The 24,721-nt window shown below is 34.7% G+C and carries 23 protein-coding genes and 1 riboswitch; of the genes, 6 read left to right on the top strand and 17 right to left on the bottom strand.

Features of this window, described 5'->3' with window-relative positions; translation table 11 throughout:
• The first annotated feature begins 121 nt into the window (after positions 1 to 121).
• Positions 122 to 2,026 carry a heavy metal translocating P-type ATPase gene (locus EKG35_RS08310; protein WP_126293979.1) on the top strand — a complete coding sequence of 635 codons (1,905 nt, stop codon included), beginning with the start codon at positions 122 to 124 and terminating at the stop codon, positions 2,024 to 2,026.
• A 38-nt stretch (positions 2,027 to 2,064) separates the two neighbouring features.
• Here EKG35_RS08310 and EKG35_RS08305 read toward each other — a convergent pair whose 3' ends face one another.
• Together EKG35_RS08305 and EKG35_RS08300 are read right to left on the bottom strand one after the other, a co-directional pair.
• Positions 2,065 to 3,006: a YihY/virulence factor BrkB family protein gene (locus tag EKG35_RS08305; RefSeq protein ID WP_126293978.1), complete on the bottom strand. Its 942-nt coding sequence runs from the start codon at positions 3,004 to 3,006 to the stop codon at positions 2,065 to 2,067.
• A 247-nt stretch (positions 3,007 to 3,253) separates the two neighbouring features.
• The gene (locus tag EKG35_RS08300) at positions 3,254 to 3,583 is read right to left on the bottom strand and encodes a YtxH domain-containing protein (RefSeq protein WP_126293977.1); all 330 of its coding nucleotides are present in this window, start codon (positions 3,581 to 3,583) and stop codon (positions 3,254 to 3,256) included.
• A gap of 175 nt (positions 3,584 to 3,758) precedes the next feature.
• On the opposite strand from EKG35_RS08300, the gene EKG35_RS08295 reads away from it, so the two are divergent.
• A complete protein-coding gene (locus tag EKG35_RS08295; RefSeq protein WP_126293976.1) occupies positions 3,759 to 3,980 on the top strand; it encodes a DUF1128 domain-containing protein in 222 nt (73 codons plus the stop codon).
• A 207-nt stretch (positions 3,981 to 4,187) separates the two neighbouring features.
• On the opposite strand, the gene EKG35_RS08290 is transcribed toward EKG35_RS08295, so the two are convergent.
• The 4 genes from EKG35_RS08290 to motA form a co-directional block, all read right to left on the bottom strand.
• Positions 4,188 to 5,102 carry a pseudouridine-5'-phosphate glycosidase gene (locus tag EKG35_RS08290; protein ID WP_126293975.1) on the bottom strand — a complete coding sequence of 305 codons (915 nt, stop codon included), beginning with the start codon at positions 5,100 to 5,102 and terminating at the stop codon, positions 4,188 to 4,190.
• The gene (locus tag EKG35_RS08285; RefSeq protein WP_126293974.1) at positions 5,102 to 6,190 is read right to left on the bottom strand and encodes a PfkB family carbohydrate kinase; all 1,089 of its coding nucleotides are present in this window, start codon (positions 6,188 to 6,190) and stop codon (positions 5,102 to 5,104) included. The genes EKG35_RS08290 and EKG35_RS08285 overlap by 1 nt, the downstream gene beginning before the upstream one ends.
• Before the next feature lie 181 nt (positions 6,191 to 6,371).
• On the bottom strand, positions 6,372 to 7,139 hold the full coding sequence (motB, locus tag EKG35_RS08280; protein WP_126293973.1) for a flagellar motor protein MotB: 768 nt from the start codon (positions 7,137 to 7,139) through the stop codon (positions 6,372 to 6,374).
• Positions 7,123 to 7,926 (bottom strand): flagellar motor stator protein MotA, encoded by an 804-nt coding sequence (motA, locus tag EKG35_RS08275; RefSeq protein WP_126293972.1) that lies wholly within the window; start codon positions 7,924 to 7,926, stop codon positions 7,123 to 7,125. The genes motB and motA overlap by 17 nt, the downstream gene beginning before the upstream one ends.
• Positions 7,927 to 8,374: 448 nt before the next feature.
• Between motA and EKG35_RS20850 the strand changes: the two genes are divergently transcribed.
• Complete coding sequence (locus EKG35_RS20850; RefSeq protein WP_185807684.1) at positions 8,375 to 8,515, top strand: hypothetical protein; 141 nt, start codon at positions 8,375 to 8,377, stop codon at positions 8,513 to 8,515.
• Between the two features lie 96 nt (positions 8,516 to 8,611).
• Positions 8,612 to 9,214: a beta-class carbonic anhydrase gene (locus tag EKG35_RS08270; RefSeq protein ID WP_126294006.1), complete on the top strand. Its 603-nt coding sequence runs from the start codon at positions 8,612 to 8,614 to the stop codon at positions 9,212 to 9,214.
• A gap of 34 nt (positions 9,215 to 9,248) precedes the next feature.
• Here EKG35_RS08270 and EKG35_RS08265 read toward each other — a convergent pair whose 3' ends face one another.
• Positions 9,249 to 9,848 carry a GNAT family N-acetyltransferase gene (locus tag EKG35_RS08265; RefSeq protein ID WP_185807683.1) on the bottom strand — a complete coding sequence of 200 codons (600 nt, stop codon included), beginning with the start codon at positions 9,846 to 9,848 and terminating at the stop codon, positions 9,249 to 9,251.
• 68 nt (positions 9,849 to 9,916) lie between these two features.
• Positions 9,917 to 10,738 (bottom strand): polyphosphate kinase 2 family protein, encoded by an 822-nt coding sequence (locus EKG35_RS08260; RefSeq protein ID WP_126293970.1) that lies wholly within the window; start codon positions 10,736 to 10,738, stop codon positions 9,917 to 9,919.
• 112 nt (positions 10,739 to 10,850) lie between these two features.
• Here EKG35_RS08260 and EKG35_RS08255 point away from each other — a divergent pair, with 112 nt between their 5' ends.
• A complete protein-coding gene (locus EKG35_RS08255) occupies positions 10,851 to 11,582 on the top strand; it encodes a hypothetical protein (RefSeq protein WP_246020264.1) in 732 nt (243 codons plus the stop codon).
• A gap of 88 nt (positions 11,583 to 11,670) precedes the next feature.
• Here the strand turns inward: EKG35_RS08255 and map are convergent, their stop codons facing one another.
• Both map and thiT read right to left on the bottom strand, forming a co-directional pair.
• Positions 11,671 to 12,420, bottom strand: a complete 750-nt coding sequence (gene map, locus EKG35_RS08250) for a type I methionyl aminopeptidase (RefSeq protein WP_126293969.1) — start codon at positions 12,418 to 12,420, stop codon at positions 11,671 to 11,673.
• Positions 12,421 to 12,621: 201 nt separating this feature from the next.
• Positions 12,622 to 13,179, bottom strand: coding sequence for an energy-coupled thiamine transporter ThiT (gene thiT, locus EKG35_RS08245; protein WP_126293968.1), 558 nt, complete (start codon positions 13,177 to 13,179; stop codon positions 12,622 to 12,624).
• Positions 13,180 to 13,318: 139 nt separating this feature from the next.
• Positions 13,319 to 13,426, bottom strand: a riboswitch (TPP riboswitch).
• 143 nt (positions 13,427 to 13,569) lie between these two features.
• On the opposite strand from thiT, the gene EKG35_RS08240 reads away from it, so the two are divergent.
• Complete coding sequence (locus EKG35_RS08240) at positions 13,570 to 13,890, top strand: magnetosome magnetite crystal formation protein family (RefSeq protein WP_126293967.1); 321 nt, start codon at positions 13,570 to 13,572, stop codon at positions 13,888 to 13,890.
• A 176-nt stretch (positions 13,891 to 14,066) separates the two neighbouring features.
• Here the strand turns inward: EKG35_RS08240 and EKG35_RS08235 are convergent, their stop codons facing one another.
• The 7 genes from EKG35_RS08235 to EKG35_RS08205 form a co-directional block, all read right to left on the bottom strand.
• Positions 14,067 to 17,141 carry an AAA family ATPase gene (locus EKG35_RS08235; RefSeq protein ID WP_126293966.1) on the bottom strand — a complete coding sequence of 1,025 codons (3,075 nt, stop codon included), beginning with the start codon at positions 17,139 to 17,141 and terminating at the stop codon, positions 14,067 to 14,069.
• Entirely contained in the window at positions 17,138 to 18,310 is a 1,173-nt protein-coding gene (locus EKG35_RS08230) for an exonuclease SbcCD subunit D (protein WP_126293965.1), read from the bottom strand. The genes EKG35_RS08235 and EKG35_RS08230 overlap by 4 nt, the downstream gene beginning before the upstream one ends.
• A gap of 126 nt (positions 18,311 to 18,436) precedes the next feature.
• Positions 18,437 to 19,666, bottom strand: a complete 1,230-nt coding sequence (locus EKG35_RS08225) for an aminopeptidase (protein ID WP_126293964.1) — start codon at positions 19,664 to 19,666, stop codon at positions 18,437 to 18,439.
• A gap of 1 nt (position 19,667) precedes the next feature.
• A complete protein-coding gene (locus EKG35_RS08220) occupies positions 19,668 to 20,816 on the bottom strand; it encodes a DEAD/DEAH box helicase (protein WP_126293963.1) in 1,149 nt (382 codons plus the stop codon).
• 222 nt (positions 20,817 to 21,038) lie between these two features.
• Positions 21,039 to 21,749: a cysteate racemase gene (gene cuyB / locus EKG35_RS08215; RefSeq protein WP_126293962.1), complete on the bottom strand. Its 711-nt coding sequence runs from the start codon at positions 21,747 to 21,749 to the stop codon at positions 21,039 to 21,041.
• Complete coding sequence (locus EKG35_RS08210; RefSeq protein WP_126293961.1) at positions 21,746 to 22,966, bottom strand: carboxylate--amine ligase; 1,221 nt, start codon at positions 22,964 to 22,966, stop codon at positions 21,746 to 21,748. Before EKG35_RS08210 ends, cuyB begins: the two co-directional genes overlap by 4 nt.
• A gap of 307 nt (positions 22,967 to 23,273) precedes the next feature.
• The gene (locus EKG35_RS08205) at positions 23,274 to 24,605 is read right to left on the bottom strand and encodes a DUF2252 domain-containing protein (RefSeq protein ID WP_126293960.1); all 1,332 of its coding nucleotides are present in this window, start codon (positions 24,603 to 24,605) and stop codon (positions 23,274 to 23,276) included.
• Between the last annotated feature and the right edge of the window lie 116 nt (positions 24,606 to 24,721).

The raw sequence follows: 24,721 nt of genomic DNA, 5'->3' as shown, positions 1-24,721 counted from the left end.
ATACTCGTTCTATATTATAATAATTATAAATTAATAAGAATTATAGTTTAAATGAAAACTGTTATCATTGTTGATATTTAAATAATTTGATATTGATATTCATTATCAGGAGGAGGATATGATGGATACTTCTAATCGAGAAAACGATGTTCTAATTGAGAAAATTAAGGAACATGGCGAACTGATTGCCGCTCTGTTATCAGGATTGCTTATATTGCTTGCATGGAGATTGGAATCTAGTGGCCTAAATACAGCGGCAATTATTTCATACTTAAGTGCATTTATTATCGGTGGCTACGCAAAAGCAAAAGAAGGCATTCTTGAAACCATTCAAAATAAAACATTAAATGTTGAATTATTAATGGTATTAGCTGCAATTGGTTCTGCAATCATTGGCTACTGGACTGAAGGGGCAGTATTGATCTTTATCTTTGCACTAAGCGGTGCCCTTGAAACGTATGCAATGAATAAAAACAAGCGTGAAATTACAGCATTAATGAATCTACAACCTGAAGAAGCTTGGTTAGTTCGAGGTGCCTTTGAGCCAATAAAAGTTGCTGTTTCTTCCTTAATTGTTGGGGATCATTTGTTAATAAAACCCGGCGAACGCATTCCCGCCGATGGACAGATTCTAAAAGGAACATCTACTATAGACGAATCTGCCATAAGTGGTGAATCCATGCCTGTAACAAAACAAGCTGGTGATGATGTCTATGCTGGAACAGTGAACTTAAATGGAACTTTAACTATTAATATGACAAAACCAAATTCAGAAACATTGTTCCAAAAAATTATTACGCTTGTTCAATCAGCTCAGAGCGAAAAGTCACCATCTCAACAATTTATCGAAAAATTTGAGGGTATATATGTTAAATTTGTTCTTTTAGCTGTTGCTTTAATGCTGTTCCTGCCTCACTATGTACTAGGCTGGGATTGGACAACAACATTTTATCGAGCAATGGTTCTTCTAGTTGTTGCATCGCCTTGTGCACTTGTTGCATCAATTATGCCTGCAACCTTAGCTGCCATTTCAAATGGAGCAAAAAATGGTGTTCTCTTTAAAGGTGGTTTACATCTAGAGCATTTAAGTGTTCTTAAATTGCTTGCAGTTGATAAAACAGGCACTTTAACTGTTGGGACTCCTGTAGTAACAGATATTATCGTACGTGAAGATTTAGATAAAACAAATACAATTGCAACTTTAGCGTCCATTGAATCACAATCAAACCACCCACTCGCACAAGCTATTTTGAAATATTCAAAGGATCATAATATCAACACTATACAGGGGATTGATATTGAAGATGTTCCTGGGTGGGGTTTAAAAGCAAAGTTTGACGGACATAGCTATATTGTTGGAAAGCCCGATTTTGTAGGTCGGAAAGAGGCTCAAAGCTTTGCTAGTGGAGCTGCTGAAAAACTTGCTGAAGAAGGAAAGACAGTTATTTTTATGCGTGACGACCTAGGAATTGCAGCACTTGTTGCGATGAAAGATACTGTGCGTGAAGAAGCAAAACAGGCTATTAAATTATTAAAAGAGTTAGGAATTCACGTTTCAATGCTGACTGGGGATAATGAAAAAACGGCAAAAGCAATAGCTAAGGAAGCTGATGTAAATGAATACATTTCAGAGTGTCTACCTGAAACGAAAGTAAATTATATAAAAGACTATTTAGCAAAATATAAATATGCTGGAATGGTAGGCGACGGTATCAATGATGCCCCTGCGCTTGCAACTGCAACAGTCGGCATCGCAATGGGTGGAGGTACTGATGTTGCATTAGAAACGGCAGATGTAGTCTTAATGAAAAATGATTTATCAAAAATTGCCTATGCTGTTCGATTATCCCGAAAAATGCAGCGTATCGTAAAGCAGAATATTATTTTCTCTATTGCAGTAATCGCCCTTTTAGTCTGTTCAAACTTTTTACAATTAGTTGACTTACCATTTGGCGTTATTGGTCATGAAGGAAGTACAATTTTAGTAATATTAAACGGCCTTCGCATGTTAAATTCAAAAATATAAAATTAAAATGACCCAAAATATTGATTTTGGGTCATTTTTTATGTTGACGCTAATTTTTTCCGTTTCTCAATTTTGGCTAATTTTCTTTTCTGCATTGAGGCATTTAATAATCCACCAAAAATTAATATCATACCAGTCATATATAGCCATAGCATTAATAAAATAACACTAGCAATACTTCCATACGTTGAAGCAAAATTGCCAAAATTATTTACATAGTATGAAAATGCATAAATTAACACCAGCCAAGAAACAGTTGAAAAAATAGCACCTGGTAAAACACTTGTGAAATGTAATCTAGGATCTGTATTTGGAATAATCCAGTACATTAAAACCAATATAATAAAAATTAGTATCGGCGGCAGTATCCATTGAACAAATCTCCAAAATTCAGCAAATGTTTCTTCTACTCCTAAATAGTTAAACAGCGATAGCGCGATTTGATGCCCGAATATAGGAATTAGTAATACCATTAAAATTACAAGTACAAGTGAAATTGTAAAAACTAATGACCACGCACGGTTGATTATACTTAGCCTTGCCTCTGCCTCATATGCATCATTTAAAGTTTTAATTAGTGCATTTACACCTCTCGAAGCTGACCAAATTGTTCCGATAATACCGATTGATAATAATCCTCCGCCATTATGAGTCGTTAAAATTTCAGTCAATGTTCCTTGTGTTAGTAAAAATACTTCAGTTGGTACAATCGTCTGAATAAAGTCGAAAACATAATCTTCATTTAAATCTAAGTAAGGCAATAGCGTTACAATGAATATTAATAAAGGAAAAAATGATAATAAAAAGAAGTAAGCTAATTGAGCACCCATTCCAGATATATCAACATCTCTCATACGAACGATTAAATCTTGAAAAAATCCCTTTACTGTCGTTACATCAATATTGGATTTATCAGGTGCAATAAAAGTTTTTATAAAAGATAAAATTTCATTTTGAGATTCCTTATTGTTTTTACTCAAAATTAGCTCCCCCCTTTATTGAAAAGTGCAAGCACCCTGCTGGCATCGGCGAACGCTGCTTACCATATCAAACCGTCAATTTATTTGCATCAAAAGTGAAATTTGCATGATTTACGCCGTTGCGAGCCCAAATTAGAAGACAGAAACACAAATTTTCAACCGAGGTCAAATCACGCTCTTAAGGGCTGGGGGCCTTGTGCCAGACATTCTTCAAATATTTTGTACTTTATTGTTCAGAAAAAGATCATTATTTTTCTATCACATTATTTGTAAACGCGTTTTTTGTATCACTAACAATATTTTGAATTGTATTTGGCAGCTCTTTTACCTCTTCTATTTTGTGAACAATCGTATTTATATTATCTGAAGCATTATCGTACAACTCCTGTACTTCATCCAATTTTTCTTCAATTATATGTTGTAACTCATCTTTATTCTTCGCATAATAAATGACAGTATCTTTTACTTTTTTCGACATCTCAATTGTATGTTCTCTCGTTTTGCGGTCAAACATACTAATTATCGCTCCTGTTAGTGCACCTATTACAATTGATTTGAATAATTTACTCTCACTCATCATGTTTTCCTCCTAAAACTTTTTAAAACATTAAAATAGTTATATTAGATTTCTTATCATTACCATGATATATAAATTTTTACGTTTTTTAAAGGGAACGTCCCAAATTAGGTTGACACGAAGCGTATGTAATGAAATGATAAATCCGTATAATTGAAAGGTAGGGCGATAAAAAATGAATTTATCAAATCCATCAAGAGAAAATGTCATCTTTATGATTGAACAAATAAAAGAAAAACTTCGAATGGTTAATGTCGATGCTATGAAATCTGAGCATTTTAATGATGAAAATTATGAAGATATTTTATATCTTTACGAAATGGTGATGAAACGCAATACATTCAGCCCTAGTGAAATGCAAGCAATTGTTTCTGAACTAGGTGCACTACGTAAATAATAAAGGCAATCTGCACTCTTTAGACATATGTGAACGGGGTGTCAACTCAATTCTAGGCAACAGGGTTTATTTTGTTTGAAACTTGGCTGTTTCCCCCTTTGACACATAAAGGAGCTTTAGATCATCCGACTCGATTGTTCTTACTATAGACTTTCAAAAAAGAAGTTTCCATTGATAAAAATATCAGTGGAAACTTTAATTTTTAAACTATTTATTTTTGTTTAGGGCAATAGCGATTTCTGCGCCAATTTTGGCATTGTTTTTTACAAGTGCAATATTTGCCTCCAACGATTTTCCTTCTGTTAATTCTTTTACTTTTCCAAGTAAGAAAGGCGTAACTTCTTTACCTTGTATACCTTTCTCGTCAGCCTCTTTTAACGCTTGTTCAATAATTCCGTTAATAAAGTTTGCATCTAATGCATCTTCTTCTGGTATTGGATTGGCAATAACTGCTCCACCTTGCAAGCCTAATTCCCATTTCGCTCTCATCATGTCTGCAACTTCCCGGGCAGTATTTATTTGGAAGTTTACATTAAACTTACTTTCTCTTGTATAGAACGCAGGCAATTTATCAGTTCCAAATCCAACAACAGGAACGCCCTTTGTTTCTAAGTATTCTAAAGTTAGTCCTAAATCCAGAATTGATTTTGCACCAGCACATACAACCGCAACATTTGTTTGAGCAAGTTCTTCTAAATCTGCCGAAATATCCATTGTATGTTCTGCACCGCGGTGTACACCACCAATACCACCTGTAACAAATAGCTCAATTCCTGCTAGTTCAGCAGCAATCATAGTAGCTGCCACAGTTGTAGCTCCAAGTTTTTTTGTCGATAGTAAAAATGCTAAATCCCTGCGAGAAGCTTTTGCAACATCTCTTGCATTCCCGAACATCTCCAACTCTTCATCAGTTAAACCAATTTTAATTTTCCCGTCTATAAGTGCAATTGTTGCAGGTACAGCACCTTTGTCTCGAATAATTTGTTCAACTTCTCGTGCAGTTTGAACATTTTGAGGGTAGGGCATACCATGTGAAATAATTGTTGATTCAAGAGCTACGATTGCCAGCCCTTTTTCCTTTGCCTCGATTACTTCTTGAGAAAATGATAAATATTTTTCCATTATGAATTCCTCCAATGTATTAATTCTTGTGGTGATAAATCTTGCCTAACAGTTGTATCTGACTGCAATGTTTTTGCAGCATTATAAAGTCCAAATTCCACTGAGTCATGTAAGTGTTCTCCACTTATTATCCCATGTATAAAAGCACCTACAAAAGCATCTCCAGCACCTGTTACATCTACAACTTTGTTTACTTTAGCTGCTTTAAAATGAATGATGTCATTATGATTTCCAACAATAACACCATGCTCGCCAAGTGTTAAAATGACGTTACTTGCTCCTCTTTCAAGCAATTTCTTTACTGCAATAAAATAATCATCGTTATTTTGAATACGAATATTTAAGTAAATTTCTGCTTCATCACGATTGCAAATAAAATACGTTACTCCTACTAAATCAGGCGGCATATTTTTCATTTTTGGAGCTGATACTGGGACAATAATAAAAGGCATTTTTTTTAGATAGGCTATATTTTTCAAATAGAGTACAGTTTCTTTAGGACAATTTAAATCCACTATAATGCACTTTGCATTCATTAAAACTGCTTCATGTTTTTTTATTACAGCTGGTTGAAGCTGATCATAGATTGCCATGTCTGCCATCGCTAGGATGAGTTCCCCACTGCCATCTAAAACTGCGCTATATGATCCTGTTTTATTTTTGGATGTTTTCTCAACTAAATCTAAATTAAAAAATGCTTTACTTTGTTGTTCAATAGTTACCGCATCCTGATCTTGTCCAAGTATTGTCATAAGTTTTACTTCATTACCTAGACGACCTAGATTTTCAGCAATATTTCTAGCTACACCTCCAACACTTTCAGTTACTGATGCTGGATTTGAGGTACCATACTGAACACTTCCTTCAAGATGGAATTTTCGATCCACATTTGCTCCACCAATTGCAACAATTGAATTTTTTTCAGGCAGTACATATGCTCTTCCAACAACTTCGCCTTTTTTAATAAGTCCTGAGATGATATTTGCTAAAGCTGGTCTTGACATATTCAACTGTTCAGCCATTTCCTGCTGTGATAAAAAAGGATTGTTTTTTATTAACTGGAGAACAAGTTGTTCCTTTTCATTCACGTCCAACCCACCTTTATATAAACATTTGTTTAAAATTATAAACTTTTGTTTTGTTAAAGTCAAAATAAAAAAGAGCGTTAAAAAAGTCTTTGAAACGCTCTCTTAGGAAACAATGTAAATCATATACTGCCTACAATAAAGGGGCTAGTCAGAAACTATCTGATTAGCCCCTTAGGTTTAACTATTCATCCTCATTTTCTGCGGAATTTTCCGGTTCAACTAGTTGTTGAATTAAAACTTCCACACGGCGGTTTTGTGCTCTACCGGCTTCTGTATCATTTGATGCTATTGGATTATATTCACCATAACCCTTAGCGCTAAAATATTTAGGATCTAATTGCGGATTACTATCCATAATTAGTTTCATAAGGTTTACTGCACGCATCACAGAAAGTTCCCAGTTTGATCTAAACTCCGCATTATTTTGAGGTACGTTGTCTGTATGACCCGTTACAACTATAAATCTAGGAGGATCTAATTGTAAAAGTTTAGATAATTCTTCTGCAATTGATATATAATCCTGTTTTACATCTGCTTTACCCGAGTCAAACAGTATACTATCTCGAATTGTTATTAAAAGACCTTCGTCCGTTATTTTTGTAGCGAATGTGCTTTCTAGCTCGTTTACTGCAATGAAGTTATCAATGCGTTCTTGAATTTCCTTTAATTCTTTTTGATCTTGAATATAGGCTGCTTGTTGTTCAGATACACCATCTGTTATGGCAGTTGGATTCTGTATAACAGAAGTATGATCCATAAAACCTGATGAGCCTTCAAAAATTTCAGTAAATACTTGAGACATTTGCTCCATTTTTGCTTGGTCAATAGAGCTAGAAGCAAATAATACAATAAATAGGGCTAATAAAAGGGTTAATAGGTCAGAATATGGTAAAAGCCATGATTCATCAATATGTTCATCATGCTTCTTCTTTTTAGCTTTCTTTGCCAAGACCGCCCGCCCCGCTTTCGTTTAATATTTGTCGGCGCTCCTCCATTGTTAAGTACGAAGCTAATTTTTGTTCGATTACACGTGGGGCTTCACCTTCTAATACGGATAAAATCCCTTCAATCATTAGATGTTTTTGTTTTACTTCCTCTGCGGATTTTCTTTTTAATTTATTGGCAAATGGATTCCATAAAACATATCCAGTAAAAATACCAAGCAATGTTGCAATAAAAGCAGCTGAAATTGCATGGCCTAAAGCATCAATATCACTCATATCTTTTAATGCTGCTATTAAACCTACAACAGCGCCAAGTACCCCAAGAGTTGGGGCATATGTACCAGCTTGAGAAAAAATTTGTGCACCACTTGCATGACGTTCTTCTAGAGCTTCTACTTCTTCTGTTAGAACATCGCGGATATAGTCTGCATTTTGTCCGTCAATCGCTAATGTTAATCCATTTTTTAAAAATGGATCTTCAACCTCTGCTGCTTTGCTTTCCAGTGCTAACAATCCTTCACGGCGAGCTAAATCAGCCCATTGTGAAAATAGTTTAATAATTTCTATATCACTTGCAAGCTTCTTTTCAGTAAAGAGAATTTTAAATAACTTTGGCACTCTCTTTAACTCTTTCATAGGAAAGGCGATTGTTACTGAAGCTATTGTACCTAAAATAATAATTAAAAATGCAGCGGGATTTACTAATGAAGCTAAACTAGCTCCTTTTAACACCATCCCAACAAATACAGCAATAAATCCAAGTACAATCCCTATTATCGTTGATAAATCCATATACGTACCTCCAAAATATTCAACCTATAATATTTTTCGACATTCTTTCAAATATTTTTACTTTCTTATCACTAAGTATAATAGGACTTATCTATTTTTTCGACGCAATATTCGTTTTTTCTTTATAAATTCGACATTTTGATTACATTGAATCAAAAATTTCCTATTTTTATATTTTGAGGGTGAGAATTATACGGAAATAGGTAATTGTTTTGATTAAATAGTATTATTTTAGAAATATAAATCCATTATCTAGGTCATATTATCTAGATTTATAGTCATAGTGTTCAAAAATTGATATTTCAGCTTTTTATTAAATGAAAGGGGTAACTTCATAACAACAATTCTTAAATTTGCCAATATTATTTTCTTTAATAGGCTACAAAAAATAAAGATATATAGTATAATAGTATTCAATGACATCTGTTAAATAGAAAGGAGTCTAACAATGGGCTTATATATTTCTACTGTTGCTGGTTTCTTTGCAGTTATTATGATTAGTATGGCAATGTTCATCCACTATTTACGTATTGGTTTAGATTCTTCATCATCTGTAAGAGTTGATCCTAAACCAAATGAGAAATTTTAATAAATAACTAGTCGACAAACTCTAACGGCGAGTATTGTCGACTTTTTTGTATATAATAGTGTTAGGTTAAATGATTGGGGGATGTGAAGAAATATGGTGTCTTCTTTAAATGAAATTTTGAGCTTTAATGATTCTTTTGTAAAATTTAAACAATACGAGCCTTACATAACATCAAAATTTCCTGATAAAAAAATAGTTATTTTAACTTGTATGGATACACGTTTAGTTGAGCTTCTGCCAAAAGCAATGAACATGCGCAATGGTGATGTGAAAATTGTAAAAAGTGCAGGAGCTCAAGTCAGCCATCCATTTGGAGCAATTATGCGAAGTATATTAGTCGCTGTATACGAGCTGAAGGCAGATGAAGTGTATATCATTGGCCACCATGATTGCGGCATGAGTGCAATCGACCCAGAAGTTATGATTGAACATATGATTGAACGTGGTATAAATAGCGATATTGTAAACACGGTAAAATACTCGGGAATTGATTTAGTTGAATGGCTTCGTGGCTTCGGTGATGTTTCGACAAGTGTATTAAAGAGTGTCGATATTATTCGTAATCACCCATTAATGCCAAAAGCTACACCAGTTCACGGACTCATCATGGACCCAAGTACAGGTAAGTTAGATTTACTATCTGATGGAAACAAGTACCTAAGTGATAATGGCATTACAACATCTACTTCAACCGAATAACAAAATCAAAACAGGTCTCGCCTTGCGAGACCTGTTATTTATGTCGATATTCATCTCTTAGCAGCGAATAAATGTAATGATCTTCCCATACGCCATTTATATAGAGAAGCTCTCTTAAAAGCCCTTCACGAATGAAATTTGCATTTTCTAATACCTTAATTGAGCCGTTATTTTTGGGTGACACATACGCTTCTATACGATTCAGTTTTACTGTGCTAAAGGCAAATTGGACAACTAGATTAACAGCCTCTGTAGCTATCCCTTTTCGAGTGAATTTTTCATCGACTGAGTACCCTATAAATGCACTATTATATGGGAGCCTTTTAATAGCGTATAAAGAAATATGCCCGATTAATTTATTGCTTCCCTTTGGATAGATGCCGAAAGAATACTCTCGGTTTGCACGAAGTAAATGTATGCTTTCTAAAATTTTTTTAAATTGTGCTTCCTCCGTGTAAAATTCTTCTTCATGCAAAGGTTCATGGGTTGCCCAAAAGTATTTATTGTTTCGCATTAGTTCTGCTAAACTTTTTGCATCGGACTCCACAAAGGTGCGCAAACACAATCGGTTTCCTTCAAGCCTTATCACACTATCACCCTTTTTATGTAATAAATTAAAAAATTTTCTCACCATCGTGTATACCCTAATGCCTTTCCCCGAGAATTTACGTATAAGGACAACAGTTATTTTGTCATTTAATTTTATTTATTGTCTATATCATCTTGCATATTTCCCAATTGGTCACTTGCTAAACTTTTAGCATGATCATCTTTTTCCTCAATATGATGATATGTGATATTTAGTCCACGTCGCTTTAATTCTGTTTCAACATGTTTAATTGTTTCTTTTAATACTTTTATGCGTGCATAGTTTTTATTATTTCCGGGAATTAATATCCACGGTGCATTTTTACTATCCGTCTTCTCAAACATTTCATCTGCAGCTATCACATAATCATCGAATTTGCTTCTATTTCTCCAGTCTTCATCAGTTAATTTCCAGCTTTTATAAGGATCAGTTTGTCTTGCTTTAAAGCGATTTAATTGTTCATCTTTGTCAACATGAATCCAAAATTTTAGCATAATATATTGTTCTTCTGTTAATATTTTTTCAAATGAGTTAATTTCATTATATGCTCGGTTCCACTCTTGTTCTGATGCAAATCCCTCAAGTCGCTCTACTAATACTCGGCCGTACCATGAACGATCGAATATTCCAATCTGACCGTGCTGAGGTAATTTTCTCCAAAAACGATGCAAATAATGATATCTAAGCTCATGCGGCTGTGGCGCTGAAATTGGATGCACTAAATAACCTCGTGGATCAAGTCTTTGGGTGAGTCTTTTAATTGCTCCGCCCTTTCCTGCTGCATCCATCCCTTCAAATGCTATAATTAAGCCGATTTTGTTATTGTATAAAAACTGTTGAATGTTTAACATTTTGTACTGTAGTTGTTTTAATTGTTTCTTATACTCTTTCTTCTCAAGTTTTACATCAAAATTTAATTCACTTATTTTCTTCATCGAATTCACCCCTTTTATGTTTATTTTTATTTTACAAAAATTTGTATGTTTTTGGTATCTGTTGTTCAATGTTATGTAAATGTATATAATTTTATAGAAAGGAGAGGAATGTATGCGTCAAATAAGCATAATTATTATTGCACTCATTGTAGCCACTATTTTTACTATTAATGCGTTTTGGCTGCAACTACAAGGGGCTTCAACCATTGACATCATAAACCGTTTACCTATTCTATTTGCACCTGCAAATTATGTTTATTACATATGGTTTCTTGTCTTTATATTTCTTTTCCTATGGATTAAAAACTATCTGCCTTTACGCCAATCAGATCAGTTTATTACACCAGTGCAAACAATTTTATTTTTGTGCACAATTATTTTCCAAATCACTTCTCTTTTAAATTGGCATAATGGCCTATTAATTGTGTCATTGATATTGTTAACGCTACAGCTTATATCGGTGTTTGCGTTATATTTAACATATCCATTAAAAAAAGAGATGCTGAAATTAAGACTTCCAATTGCTATTTATTTTAGTTGGACTACATTTTTATTTATCCTGCATATATGCTACTTATTAGTAGACTACAGTTGGCGGGGATTTGGTTTAAGCAGTGCGTTATGGGCCGTCATTATCATGACAATCGGTACTGCCATTGCATTGCATCTGCGTTTCCATCATTTTGACATTGCCTATCCAATTGTCTTTATTTGGTGTTATATTGGCATTGCCATTGGAAATGGATTTGGAGAGTTATTAGTTACTACCGCAGCGCTTTTTCTAAGTGGTGTCATGATTGTCGGTATACTTTTTATGAAAAAAAATCCTGTGCACTTGAAGTAATATTCAAGAGTACAGGATTTCTTTCTGAAGTGAAGTGACATGTAAAATATCGCTCTTGCAGATGAGCAAATTATGACGCTTCCGTTTTTTAGTCTAGCTGTGTAATAATAATTGGTTTATCTTTTGTAACAATAACAGTATGTTCTATTTGAGCAACTAGTGATTTATCAGGTGTAATAAATGTCCATCCATCACCAGCTTCAATAATATGCTCTGCCTTTTCTGAAATAAATGGTTCTACTGCTAACACCATTCCTTCTTTCATAATCGTTGAATCCCAAGCATCAAAATAATTTAAAACGTGATCTGGTTTTTCATGTAAAGAGCGTCCTACACCATGACCAGTTAGGTTCATAATAACAGTTAAACCGTGGTCTCTTGCTTCTCTTTCGACTGCTTTACCAATTTGATTTAGTTTTGAGCCTGCTTTTACTTTTGTCATTGCACGATCGAAAGCTGACTTTGCAACCATACATAATTTTTCTTTTTCAGGGTGTCCATCACCGACAACAAATGAAATACCTGTATCTGCAAAATAGCCATTATACGAACCGGATACGTCGATATTGACTAAATCTCCTTCGTTAATTACTTTGCCGCTTGGTATACCATGCGCTACTTCATGATTGACACTTATACATGTATATCCAGGAAAATCATATTCACCTTTAGGGCCTGAAACTGCACCAGCTTCTGCAAACATGCGGCCAGCGATTTCGTCTAACTCTTTAGTAGTGATGCCGGGCTTCGTAGCTGCCTTCAATGCATCACGTATTTCGGCACAAATGCGTCCAATTTTTTTTAATGCCTCTAATTCTTCTTTTGTTTGTACAATCATTGTAAACGTCCTTCCTATTTACATTTCACTATATAATATACCATATTTGAGATTAGATATTTGGGCATCTGCTTCTATTAATTTATTTATGGAGAATAAAACAGATTTATTCTTTTTTAAACTTAAAAAGACGTCCTAAAATTATTGTTGAACTAATACCATAAAATTGGTATGAGCAACGTATAATTAGGACGTCATATTTTAATTAATTCTTAAAAGTTTTGGGGCTGATGTAAAGATTAGAGAACCCACTATTGATGTTAGAATAATTGCAGGTATCATATAAGATCCGTTGTAAATGATTGTATACAACCACACATTTTGATCTCCCGCATATTCTTTAAAGAAAACTGCCCCAGCAATTGAGTGTGCAGCATATCGAAGCAATCCGCCCATAGTCGTACCAAGCACGATATAGAGGCTTATTTTCTTTTTATCTAAATTTTTTGCTGCTTCTAAAATTTGTGTACGGAATATCCCTGCAAAACCAACAACTGAAAATGCAACAATATAGTCTAGGAATCCTTGTACCCAATGAAGAACATAACCGCCTAACGCAATTTGAATTATTCCAATTAATAATCCAGTAATAACTCCCGCTGATAATCCCCAGCGAATAGCCATTAATAAAATCGGCAGCATGACAAAGCTAATAGAACCGCCTTGAGCCCAAATGGAAAACGATATTTTATCCAACACAACCCCAATTGCAGCAAAAATTGCAATTTCAACAAGCATTAGTAATCTTGATTTGTTCATAACAACTCTCCTCTCTTTTATTCCGATGTAGAACAACATGAGAAGGAATAGAAATCTAGAAAAATATTTACTCCAGTTGTAGATTTGCATACACAAAAATACAAAAATGGCGCCAGGACAGAGCCTGACGCCAGATGGAGTCGGTTTCTATCCACATCCCTACGCAAGTGTTAACTTACAGGTTCAAAGGGTTAGTGCAATACGTGCACAATCTCAGCTGACTTCATCAGCCCCCCTTGTGGGTAATACATCATATTTAACTGTTAGAACAAATTTATTGTATCAAAGTATGTGACTTTTTCAACTAGGATTTTTATTATTTTTCCAATTGAAACCATTATGAATGTTTTTCCGTATATAAAGTATCTTGGATTTAGAAAAGGAGATTCTATGGAACAGAATAAAGTACTATCTGCCCTATGTTACATTAGTTTGTTGTTCGCACCTTTTTTATTACCTCTAATTGTCTATTTTGTCGTTAAAGACTCGGAAGTGAAATTCCATGCGAAACGGGCATTTTTATCTCATTTAATCCCTGTGGTATTCTTGATTTTAATATCACTCTTCGGTGTTATCGGGATGTTTTCATCATATTATTATGATATGAACAGTTTTGCATATATCATATTTGGATTAATGGCTGTCTATATGATTATTTCAATTGCATGTATTATTTGGAATATTATTCAGGCAATTCGTGTTATCCGCTAATATCTAAAATAATAAAAAACAGAATGATAGCTATGAATAAAAGTGGTTTGGAGTAAAAAAGCGCCAGCATGAGTAGTGCTGGCACTTTTTTCGTCCGATTAAACTATTAGTTCCATATAAAACCACACTGAAAGAAATAGTCCTAACGAATTTTTATATTCTCTTAGAATAATTTTTTATTTCACAATAATTGAAGTTTTACTATAGCCTTCTTTTAATTTTTCTACTTGTAAAATAGCTGGCATTGCCGCTTTCAACTCCGAAACATGGGAAATGACCCCAATCATTCTACCCGACTTTTGAAGATCTATTAATGTATCAATTGCCTTCATTAGCGATTCTTCATCAAGGGAACCAAATCCTTCATCAATAAACATCGTATCAATTTTCACATTCCCTTGGAAGCTTTGAATGACATCCGCCATTCCTAGGGCTAGACAAAGGGATGCATTGAATTTTTCTCCTCCAGATAGAGACTTTACATCCCGTGACTGCCCTGTATACGTATCATAAACATCCAAGCTTAAGCCACTTTGACGTCCATGGGATTCCTGCCGATCTGAACATTGCAAATAATACTGTCCATTGGATAAATTTCGCAGTCGAATATTAGCAGCCTCTGTTATTTGCTCTAAATAGCCCATTTGAACATATCGCTCAAAGGAGATTTTCTTGCTATTTTGACCACGCAGCAAATTGTATAAATCTACAATTTGATTTGAAACTTCCTCTAATTGATATATTTCGTCGACAATTCGATCAAGCTTCTCAGAGAAGTCGATGCAATTTCGTTCACATTCTTTCGAGAAATTTAATGTTTCATGAGCTTTTTCTCTTACAGCTTCTAATTCTGCGAGTTGTTGCTCTTGTAATTTCAAGTCAACCCTTTCTTCTCCTTTTAACAGCTTGCCCTCTTCTTCCACCTGTATCGTTAAGGCATGAAGCTCATTTGTGTATTGGACATATTGCTGTTGTAAAAGCTGTTGTTCACTTTCGCTACGAATAGAAGCTTCGAATTGTTTATAATTCGCAAAACCAGCAGCAGCCATGGATTGTTTAAATTCTTCTTTTGCTTTTTCTAGGTTTTCTTCTAGTAGCTTTAATTGCTGCTCGGTATGTTTTAATGCCTCTTCATTTGTAGCTTGATTTTTTTCAGCTTGTTGTAATTGTTTCTGAGCACTTTCCCATCTTTGCTGCAAGTTATTTTTATTCTGCTCTGCTTCCACTAGTGCTTGCTTTACTTGAGAAAGCTGTTGGAAATGTGAAGGAATAAGTGATTTATATTGATCTAATACAGTATTTTCTTTTATAAGCTGTTGCTGTTTTTGTCTATATATATCTTCAACTTGTTTTCTTTGTAGATCCTGCTGCTCAATCATAGCTTGTAGTTGCTTTAACTGTTTTTTATATTGAGCAAGCTGTTCTGATTCAACCTGTAATTGCTTTACATATTCATTGATTTCGTTAAATTTATCTATAAATTGTTGTTGCTCATCTATTGGTGCATTAAGACGTTCCAGTTCATTTTGATATTGATTTAGATGTGCAATTGATGCATTAACATTCGCCTCAGCCGTATACTTGTTTTGTTCAGCAGCTGATAGATTGGTTTTCATTGCCTTCAAAGCTTTTTCGTCGATAACATCTACATGTTGGCGGTCTAATGTAATATGTTCAGTACTTCCACAAACAGGACAGGGTGAACCGGGCACTAAGCTGGCAGCCAATATCGCCGCCTGATTATTTAACCATTTTATTTCTTCTAAATCGTAAGCTGTTTTAGCTGCATCATACTCTTGAGATGCATTAATATATTGCTCTTTTAGTAGATTCACTTTTTTCGTAAGTTCATTATAAGTTGTAAATGTATTTACTACTTCACGTAAATGGATTTGCTGTTCCATTGCATGATTTAGCTGTTCGTTTCTTATTTCAAGTTGCTCAATTTGCTTATTTAACTTTGTCATCTTCTCTTTTTGCTGCTGAAGCTGCTGTTCTATCTGTTTAAAAGAAGTAAGTGCTTGATTTACTTCATTTTGCAAAGCCTGAACAATGAACGTTTGTTTTTCAACTTGCTCAAAAAGAGGGAGTAATTTTTGTAATTCGAGTACTTGTTGTAAGGAAGCATCGCGTTCATTTTGCTTTAAAAGTTCATTTTGAAATATTTCCTTTGCAACTGTTAATTGTTGTATTGCGTTTTCTAATTGTTGCAAGACTACTTGTAATCGTTGTTGCTGTTGTTGTTTTTGTTCATGTAATGTTAAGCATTGTTCATTCAAAGGCTTGATTCTACTGGCACGAATTGCTGCTTGATATTCATTGTTTATTTGTTCAAAATAAGGTTTTTGTTGCTCGATTTCATGCAGTTTTTGTACTTTCTTTTCATATGCATCAATTCGTTCATTTAAATTTCGCTTCGCTACGATAAACTCATATTTCTCTTTATATTTTCCTGCAGCTTCATCATAGCTTTTTTGATCTTTTTTTATTTTTTGTTGATAGTATTGGACCTCTTCATCGAGCGCATCCTGAATTTGATAAATGTTTGAGTTTTGATTAAGTACCGTAAACAGTAAGGATTCACGCTTTGGCAACGCCCCTTCAATTTGTGCAATATAGCTATTTTTTAACAAGCGAGCTTCATTTAACTTTTGTTCAGCCTGTCTCTTTTTCTCTTCTAACCTTTGCGTTAGCTCTCCATAGCGATTTGTTTTAAAAATTTTACGTAAAATTTCCTCTTTATTATCAGATTGAGAGGTTAATAATTTACGAAACTCTCCCTGCGGCAGCATGACAATCTGATTAAATTGGTCGTATGATAAGCCGATTATATCTTCAAGCTTTTGGTTAATATCTGTTATTCTTTGCCGTTCAACAACTGGAAGCTCTTGACCGTCTCGTATTTCAAACAACTCATATTTTTCACCAGTTGCACTTTTACGCCCTTCTTTAACATGAGGAAGCTGACGCAGTACACGATATATTTTTCCGTGGATTTCAAAAATCAGTTCCACTGCAGTATGGACATGGTCTTCTGCAAAATCGCTTCGCATCATTTTTGTGTCTTTACGATCTTGTCCACTGCCAAACCCGAATAACGCAAAACAGATGCCATCAAAAATCGTCGTCTTCCCTGCTCCAGTTGAACCTGAAATAACAAACAGACGATTATTTTGAAGCTCCGTAAAGTCAATTACTTCTTCGTTTTTATACGGACCAAATGCTCGCATTGTTAGTTTAAGCGGCTTCATTTCACGATCACCTCTTTACCTTCACGTTCTTCTGCCAGCATTTCCTGAAGAACCTCTTCAAATAGTTGCTGTGTAAAATCAGTTGGTTCTGTTCCCAAAATTTCTTTATGGAACGCTTTAAATAGACTGCCCTCATCCATCTGTTCCCTTCGAACGATTTCTCCATTTTCAGCGTCTTCTAATCTCGGCAATGCTTTTCGTTCAACATGCATTGCATTTGGATAAACCGTACGAATTTGTTCCATCGCTCCAACAACAGGCGTTAAATCTGTTAAACGAACAAATACGTAATCCTCACTAATTCCATGTTTTAAAATATCTTGAATTGTTCCTTCAATAATGCGCAAATCTCTACGTGGAATGAAGGGGCGTTTTGCAACCGATACTTGTCCATCCTTATTTAAATCAACAATTAAAAAACCTTTTTCGTGGTTTGCTTCAGAGGCAGAATATTTTAAAGGAGAACCTGAATATCGAATTGTTTCATTTAGAACATAGTGTGCCTTATGTAAATGCCCTAGTGCCGTATAGTGGAATGGCTTAAAGTACTCGGCGTTTACACACTCCGAGCCCCCTATTGCTAAAGGACGTTCTGAATCACTCGTATTGTGCTCTTTTTCTCCATACGGTGTGACAAAGGCATGTCCAATAAAAACATGTCTCTTGGATTTGTCCATTTTCTCTTCAATTATTTGAATAACTTTTTTCATCGCTTCATCATATGTAGTAACTGCGTCATCCTCAAATATATTTTTAACAGTGGATGGTTCTACAAATGGTACTAAATGAAAATGGACTTCTCCAAACTCATCGTTCAAAATAATTGGTTCGATGCTTTTTGAAAGCTCACCAATAATATGCAGTCCGCTTTCCTGCATCAACTTGCTGCCAAACTGTAGACGTGTCGGGCTATCATGGTTTCCCGCAATACTTAGTACAGGTACTTTTCTTTTTAAAACAATTTCTGCTAACGTCTCGTCCAATAAATCAACTGCTTCGACAGGAGGAAGTGCACGGTCATATAAATCCCCAGCAATTATCACGACATCCGGCTGTTCTTCATCAATTGCTTGTAAAAATTGCTGTAAAATATAGCGTTGGTCATCTGTCATATAAACCCCTTGTACAAGCTTACCTAAATGCCAATCTGCGGTATGGAATATTTTCATTTACATCGACCTCCATGTTTCGATTTTTTTCTATTGTATCATTTTTCAATAAAAAAAGCCCACTTCACACGAACAAACATTCGTGAAAAGTAAGCTTATTTTACTGGAAATTTTTTATTACTTTACTTAAAATGCCCAATTCCCTTTTCGGAAAATCGGCTCTTCAGTACCGTCAGGCAGGACGCCGTCAATATCCATTTCCCCGCTGCCAATCATAAAATCAACATGAGTAACAGAAACATTTATTCCAAGTGACTCTAGTTGACCGTCCTGTAGTTCGCGTCCACCTTCATAGCAAGTAGGATATGCTTCACCAATTGCTAAATGGTTTGAAGCATTTTCATCAAAGAGAGTATTGTAATATAAGATACCTGAAGTTGAAATTGGCGACTCATGAGGGACAAGAGCAACTTCCCCTAAATAGCAAGATCCTTCATCCGTTGCAATTAATTCTTGCAATAAATCATTCCCGACTTCAGCCTCTGCCTTCACAATTTTCCCTTTTTCAAACATCAGCGAAAATTTATCGATAATATTCCCTTGATATGCTAACGGTTTCGTATTGCTTACAACACCGTTTATCCCATACTTAGAAGGTAGTGTAAATACCTCCTCAGTTGGCATGTTGGCAATAAATGTCGTTCCCTCAGGAGTGTTGCTGCCGCCTGAAAGCCAAACATGTTTTTCAGGAAGTTCTATCGTTAAGTCTGTACCAGGAGCCCTGTAATGTAATTTTGTAAATTTTTTGTTGTTTAGTTGCTCTGCACGTTTTTCTAAATTATTAATATGATGACGCCATTTTTCTACAGCATCACCTTCACCAATGCGCACTGTTTTAAAAATTGCCTCCCATAATGCAGTCATCTGTTCGCTTTCCGATAAATCTGGAAACACTTTTGCAGCCCATTTTTTCGATGGTACTGCAATAATCGACCAAGCGATATCATCATTCATAATTGCTTTACGGTAACGAACTAAAGCATTTCCCGCAGCTTTTTGCTGTGCTGAAATACGGGAAGTTGCGATTCCTGCTAAAAGGTCAGGATCCTCTGCATCAATCCATAAAAGAGCGCCCTTTCGTTCTATTAACTCATCGCGTTGAGCGACAATCCATTTTGGATATTTATTAAATTCTTCTTCTGCACCATGTTCATAGAACTCACGAGTAAAAAAAGGGTCTGTTAAATTCACTTGAACTCTGCCTGCACCTGCTTCATAAGCTTTTTTCACAACAATTCTTGTAAAATCAAGGGTCTCTGTTGATGTATTAATTAGTAAGTATTGACCTTTTTGAATGTTAACGCCAACTTTTACTGCCAGTTCAGCATATTGTTCCAACTTTTCATCAAACGTCATCCTATTTCCCTCTCTTTTGTAAAACTGTTTTTGAATTGCCCTCGATTACTTTTCCTTGGTGCCAAATTTTCTGCACTGGTTTAACATTTATTTCTCGTGTTAATTTCTTATATGTTTTTTCATCTTTATAGGAAAGCAATGTTAAAACTTCTCCATCAGCTCCAGCTCGTCCTGTACGGCCAGAACGGTGGGTATACTGCTCGATTGTACGCGGTGCATCTACATGAATAACGTGTGTCAAACCACCTATATCAAGGCCACGTGCTGCAATATCTGTTGCAATTAAAATGCGTGCATCTCCCTTACGAAATGCATCTAAAGCACTTTTACGTTCTTCCTTTTTCATATCTGAGTGGAGAGTTACAATTTTTGCATCCTTATATTTTAATTTTGTTTCTTTCATTAAAACTTGATCAATATTATTAACGAATGCTAACCCACGCAGCTCCTCAATATTAGCAAGACGTCTTAACATTTCTGTCTTATCGCGTTCTTCTACTTTAATAAACGAATGAACAACTTTTCCAACTTGAACCATATCTTCAGGTTTAATCTCAATACTAATCGGTTCAAACATCATACGGCTTGCTACCAGTTTTATTTCATCAGTTATTGTCGCCGATACAACAACAACCTGTCTACCATATGCAGCACCTTCAATAAACGATTTTATTATAACGCGGTATTCACGGCTAAGAAGTTGATCACATTCATCTAATACTACAATTTGAATTTCTTTTAATTTTAATTTATTTGATCTTGCCAATTCATTTAAACGTCCTGGTGTTCCAACAACGATAGTTGGTTTTTTCTTTAATTTTTCAATTTGACGAGCTGAGTTTGCTCCACCTATTAATTGCTGAACAGTAATATCTGTGCCAGTTGTCCATTCACGAATTACTTCAACAATTTGCATAGCAAGCTCTTGTGAAGGTGCAACGATTAGTGCTTGCGTTTGTTTTTTGCTTCCATCTACCTTATTTAAAATCGGCAAAACATATGCAAGAGTTTTACCAGAACCTGTCGGCGATTGTGCAACAATGTCTTTTCCTTCAAGCATTGCTGGAATCATTTCCTCCTGCACTTTCATTGTATCTTCAAATTTCCATTTATTTTGTAATGTTTCGTTTAACAAACTAATTACTGACATTTTTTACCCACCTTTAGTTACTTGCGTTTAGTGTACCATAATTTAGTCATTTATACCTTGAAAAGCAGAAGCTGCACGTTTTGGCTCTATATGTGCTAAGAGACTACCGCCAAACACAGAAGGAAGTTGAATAGACACGAGAGCAGACGTGCGCAGCTAAACACTTTCCCAAAAATTAATACTTGCCATTCAGTAAAAAAACCTGCCTATTAAAAGGCAGGCTTAAACTCTTACAGGGTTATTCAGTTCATATCCACATGCAACAATTGCACTTTCTGCTAGGACCATTAATGAATCGATATAGCGATCATTTAATTTTAAATCTTTGTTTACAATTGAAAGCTCTGTACATCCTAAAATTATTTTGTCGCATTGTAATTGCAGAATTGCCTGCTCTATCACATTCCATTGATAAAGCGAAACTTCTCTTCCTGCCTTTACATAATCGTAAATAACTGACATAACTTGCTTTTGTATTGCTCTATCAGGAATAACGGGTTCAATTCCTTCCTCAAGCAGCGCTTTTTGATAGACAGCTGAAGCCAACGTACCATCTGTTGCTAAAATTCCAACACGTTTTGCTCCTAAACATGCTGCACGTTTTGCTGTCTCACGAATCATATGCAAAACAGGTACTGGAGAAGCTAATTGTAATTCATCATAAAACGTATGTGCAGTATTACAAGGTATACAAATTAAATTTGCTCCTGCATTTGCAAGCTTTACTGCATCATTTATTAAATACGGAACTGGATTTTCATTCGTATTATCTAAAATATACGCTGTCCGATCTGGAATAGTTGTATCATTATCAATAATTGTATGAACATGCTCTTGATCTTTAGAAGCTCTTGTACGGCGAACAATCATTTCACCAATAAACATCGTTGCTAAAGGACCGACGCCACCAATAATACCTAATGTTTTTCTCATTCTTCCAAACCTTTTTTATTAAAGTATTTTTTATATTTTCGGTAATAATTTAAATTGTTTAACGTTAGTTTAACCCAACGCTTTAAATTCATGTCTTCTTTATAAAACAAAGAGTTTGTCCACTTTCCTTGACGAATTAAGCTTTTTGCTTCAATTTTCATTTTTTCATTTGAAGCATATTTAAATAAAACGCCTTTCGGGATAATCATCCATAAGTGCTTATTGTTAGCATATGTTAAATCTTGTTTTATGTTCAACATACGATCATCTGCAACATATTTCATTAAGTTATAACCCGCTGCTGTAACGTAGTAGCTTGAGCGGCCGTTTCGCAAATTAATTTCAAAGAGCTTATATTCTCCGTCACGCACGTCATACTTCATATCGAAATTGGCAAAACCAGTATAACCGATATCTTCCAAGAAATAGCGGACTTTATCCATTAATTTTTCATCATGTGTTGTAATAATTGCTGCATAGCTTCCAATTCCTTCAGGTGAATGCTCCTCTAAAATTGGATTTCCTAAGCACATTAATTTTACTTTTCCGTCTTTCCCAACATATGCATTAAGAACACGCATATACGAATCATCGCCAGGAATAAATTCTTGAACAATCATTGTATCTTGATAAGAAGAACTATAAATTGCCTTTAAAATAGCAGTCTTTTCTGCTTCATCATTGGCAACAAATACTTTCTTTTTCCCTGGGAACTTACAAGCCCAATAAGCAACTGAATTGGATGCCTTTAAAATTATTGGATATTCAAAAGGCGGTGTAAAACCTTCGTAATTATCTGCTGTAACAGTTGTTGTTCCAGGATATTTGAAATTATATTTCTCACACATTTTGTAAAAGTTTTCTTTTAACAAAATTTGATCCATTAATGTTTCATCGATATATGGTACTGTAAAGTATTTTTCTAATGCAGGTTTATTTTTAATAATTAATTTTGCATAATCATCCCCACATGCAAGCAGCAATAACTTTTTATCTGGGTACTGTTTTGCAATTTTTTCAAGTGCAGGTACAAACACGTCTTGTTGATTTAAATTTGCAACTTCTTGAAAGTTTAAAATGCGGCTATTTTGAGTTGCAGTTAAATGAGAGCGGCCTAATACAAGCGGCTTTAATCCATATGCTTCATAGAAAGCACGCGCCATGCCGTATGCGTTCATGTCAGAACCTAATAATATTGGTAAAAATGGTTGTTCCATTGTGTTTCAGCTCACTTTAGTTATTTTGTATAGAAGATAGTTTAACACATTTTGTTAGGTTTTTAATAAGCTAGGCAGCTAAAATTTTCTTTACTTTTTATAGACGTTATATTTACCTATACAATGTTATACAGGCTTAAAATCTATGCTGTTACACTAATCCTATTAAACGGTGCATTTTTTATCGAAATGCAGGGGCTTATGTAGTCTGTGGTAGAGTTTAGTCACCTATTTTATACATTCCTATTCAGTTAAAAGGTCCTATCTAAGATGATTCTCCTACCATCTTAAATAAGACCTTATCATTCTAGAATGTTTCTTTTACCCATTCAGTAAATAAATTGTAATCATAATTTACTTGTACCTTATAGGTCATTGCTGAAAAAGAAAGCTGCTCTTTAAATGCATCGAAATTCTTCCCAATCGCATCTAATATTTCTTCTTCACTTTCATGTGTAAATAGTTCATGTTCTGTATCTACATCGGCTCTTGAATGAATTTTCGCAGTAACTCTGCCCATTATTTCCAATACTGCATCAAAATCTTCGACAGTATCTAATTGAGAAGCTTTTACCTTCTTCTTATATGGTGATCGTTCTCGAACGTAAAATTCCCTTCCATCCATAGTTAGATAACCTAAAAATGGGTCTTCTAAGTGATGCATTGCCTTTTGTGTAGCGACTACACGTTTTCCTTGATGCTCGTATTTTTCCCAAAATTTATCCCTGTATGGCAAAAAGTAGGCTGGAATTGGTGTTCGAACTTCCTTTACTTCAAGAACTAAATCATCTTCACCATTTAATTCTTTTTCTCCTTCTATTAAAATATAATATCGATCAAGTCCTATTGAAGCCGTTCCCGTACCATGTTTAATAGCAATATCCTTGATTGTATAGTATGAAATATCCTTTTGATCTTCCTGATCTAGTGAATTAAAATAAGACTCTGTTAGAGACTCCAGCAATTTCCTTTCCTCCACATTAAGAGGTTGGATTTCCTCTGACCATGAAAAAACACGTTTATTTTCCTCATTGAGGATTGTAATGTCTTTCAATAAATGTTCTCTTTGTCTTTTTGCCAGCTTTTTTAATAATTTTTTAATAGGACCTTTAGTATTGTTTTCTGTAAAGGTTAAAGTGAAAGGATCATCTTTCCCTTTCTTAAATCGTTTCAATTGATCATAGTATGCATCTAAATATGTTTCAATTCTTCCTTTTTGCTGCTCCTCTGATAGACCTTGTGCTTCGCAATATAAAGCAATACTTGTAGCCATGCGCAAAACATCATATAAATAAGAGCCAATATAGCCTTCATCAAAATCATTTACATCGTAAACGATTTCCCCTTTTTCATTTTGAAAGGCGCCAAAGTTTTCCATATGCAAATCCCCTTGAATCCACGTTGGCTTATTCTGATCAGTATGATAAGGAAATGGGATTTTTGTCATATCATAATAGAATAAATAAGCACTTCCTCTGAAAAAACGGAATGGACTTTCCATCATTTTCGTGTACTTCAATTTCCGTTTCTCACGATCAAGCCCCATACATTGATCATCAAATTCATTCAAAATGGTTTCAATTACATACTTGCGCAGCACATCTCTTGTATCTTTTACACGGTGAATTAAAGTTTCCATACAATTCTCTCCTGTCGTTATTCTATTAGTTATTCATTATACTCTTGTTAATAGTTTTTTTGGGAATAACCTATGAAAATAATGTAATATATTCCACCAATTGGTCACAACAAATA

It is taken from the genome of Lysinibacillus telephonicus (genome assembly GCF_003966145.1).
Classification (GTDB): domain Bacteria; phylum Bacillota; class Bacilli; order Bacillales_A; family Planococcaceae; genus Ureibacillus; species Ureibacillus telephonicus.
Note: the sequence above shows the minus strand (reverse complement) of the source record. Positions and strands in the feature narration are given on the sequence as shown.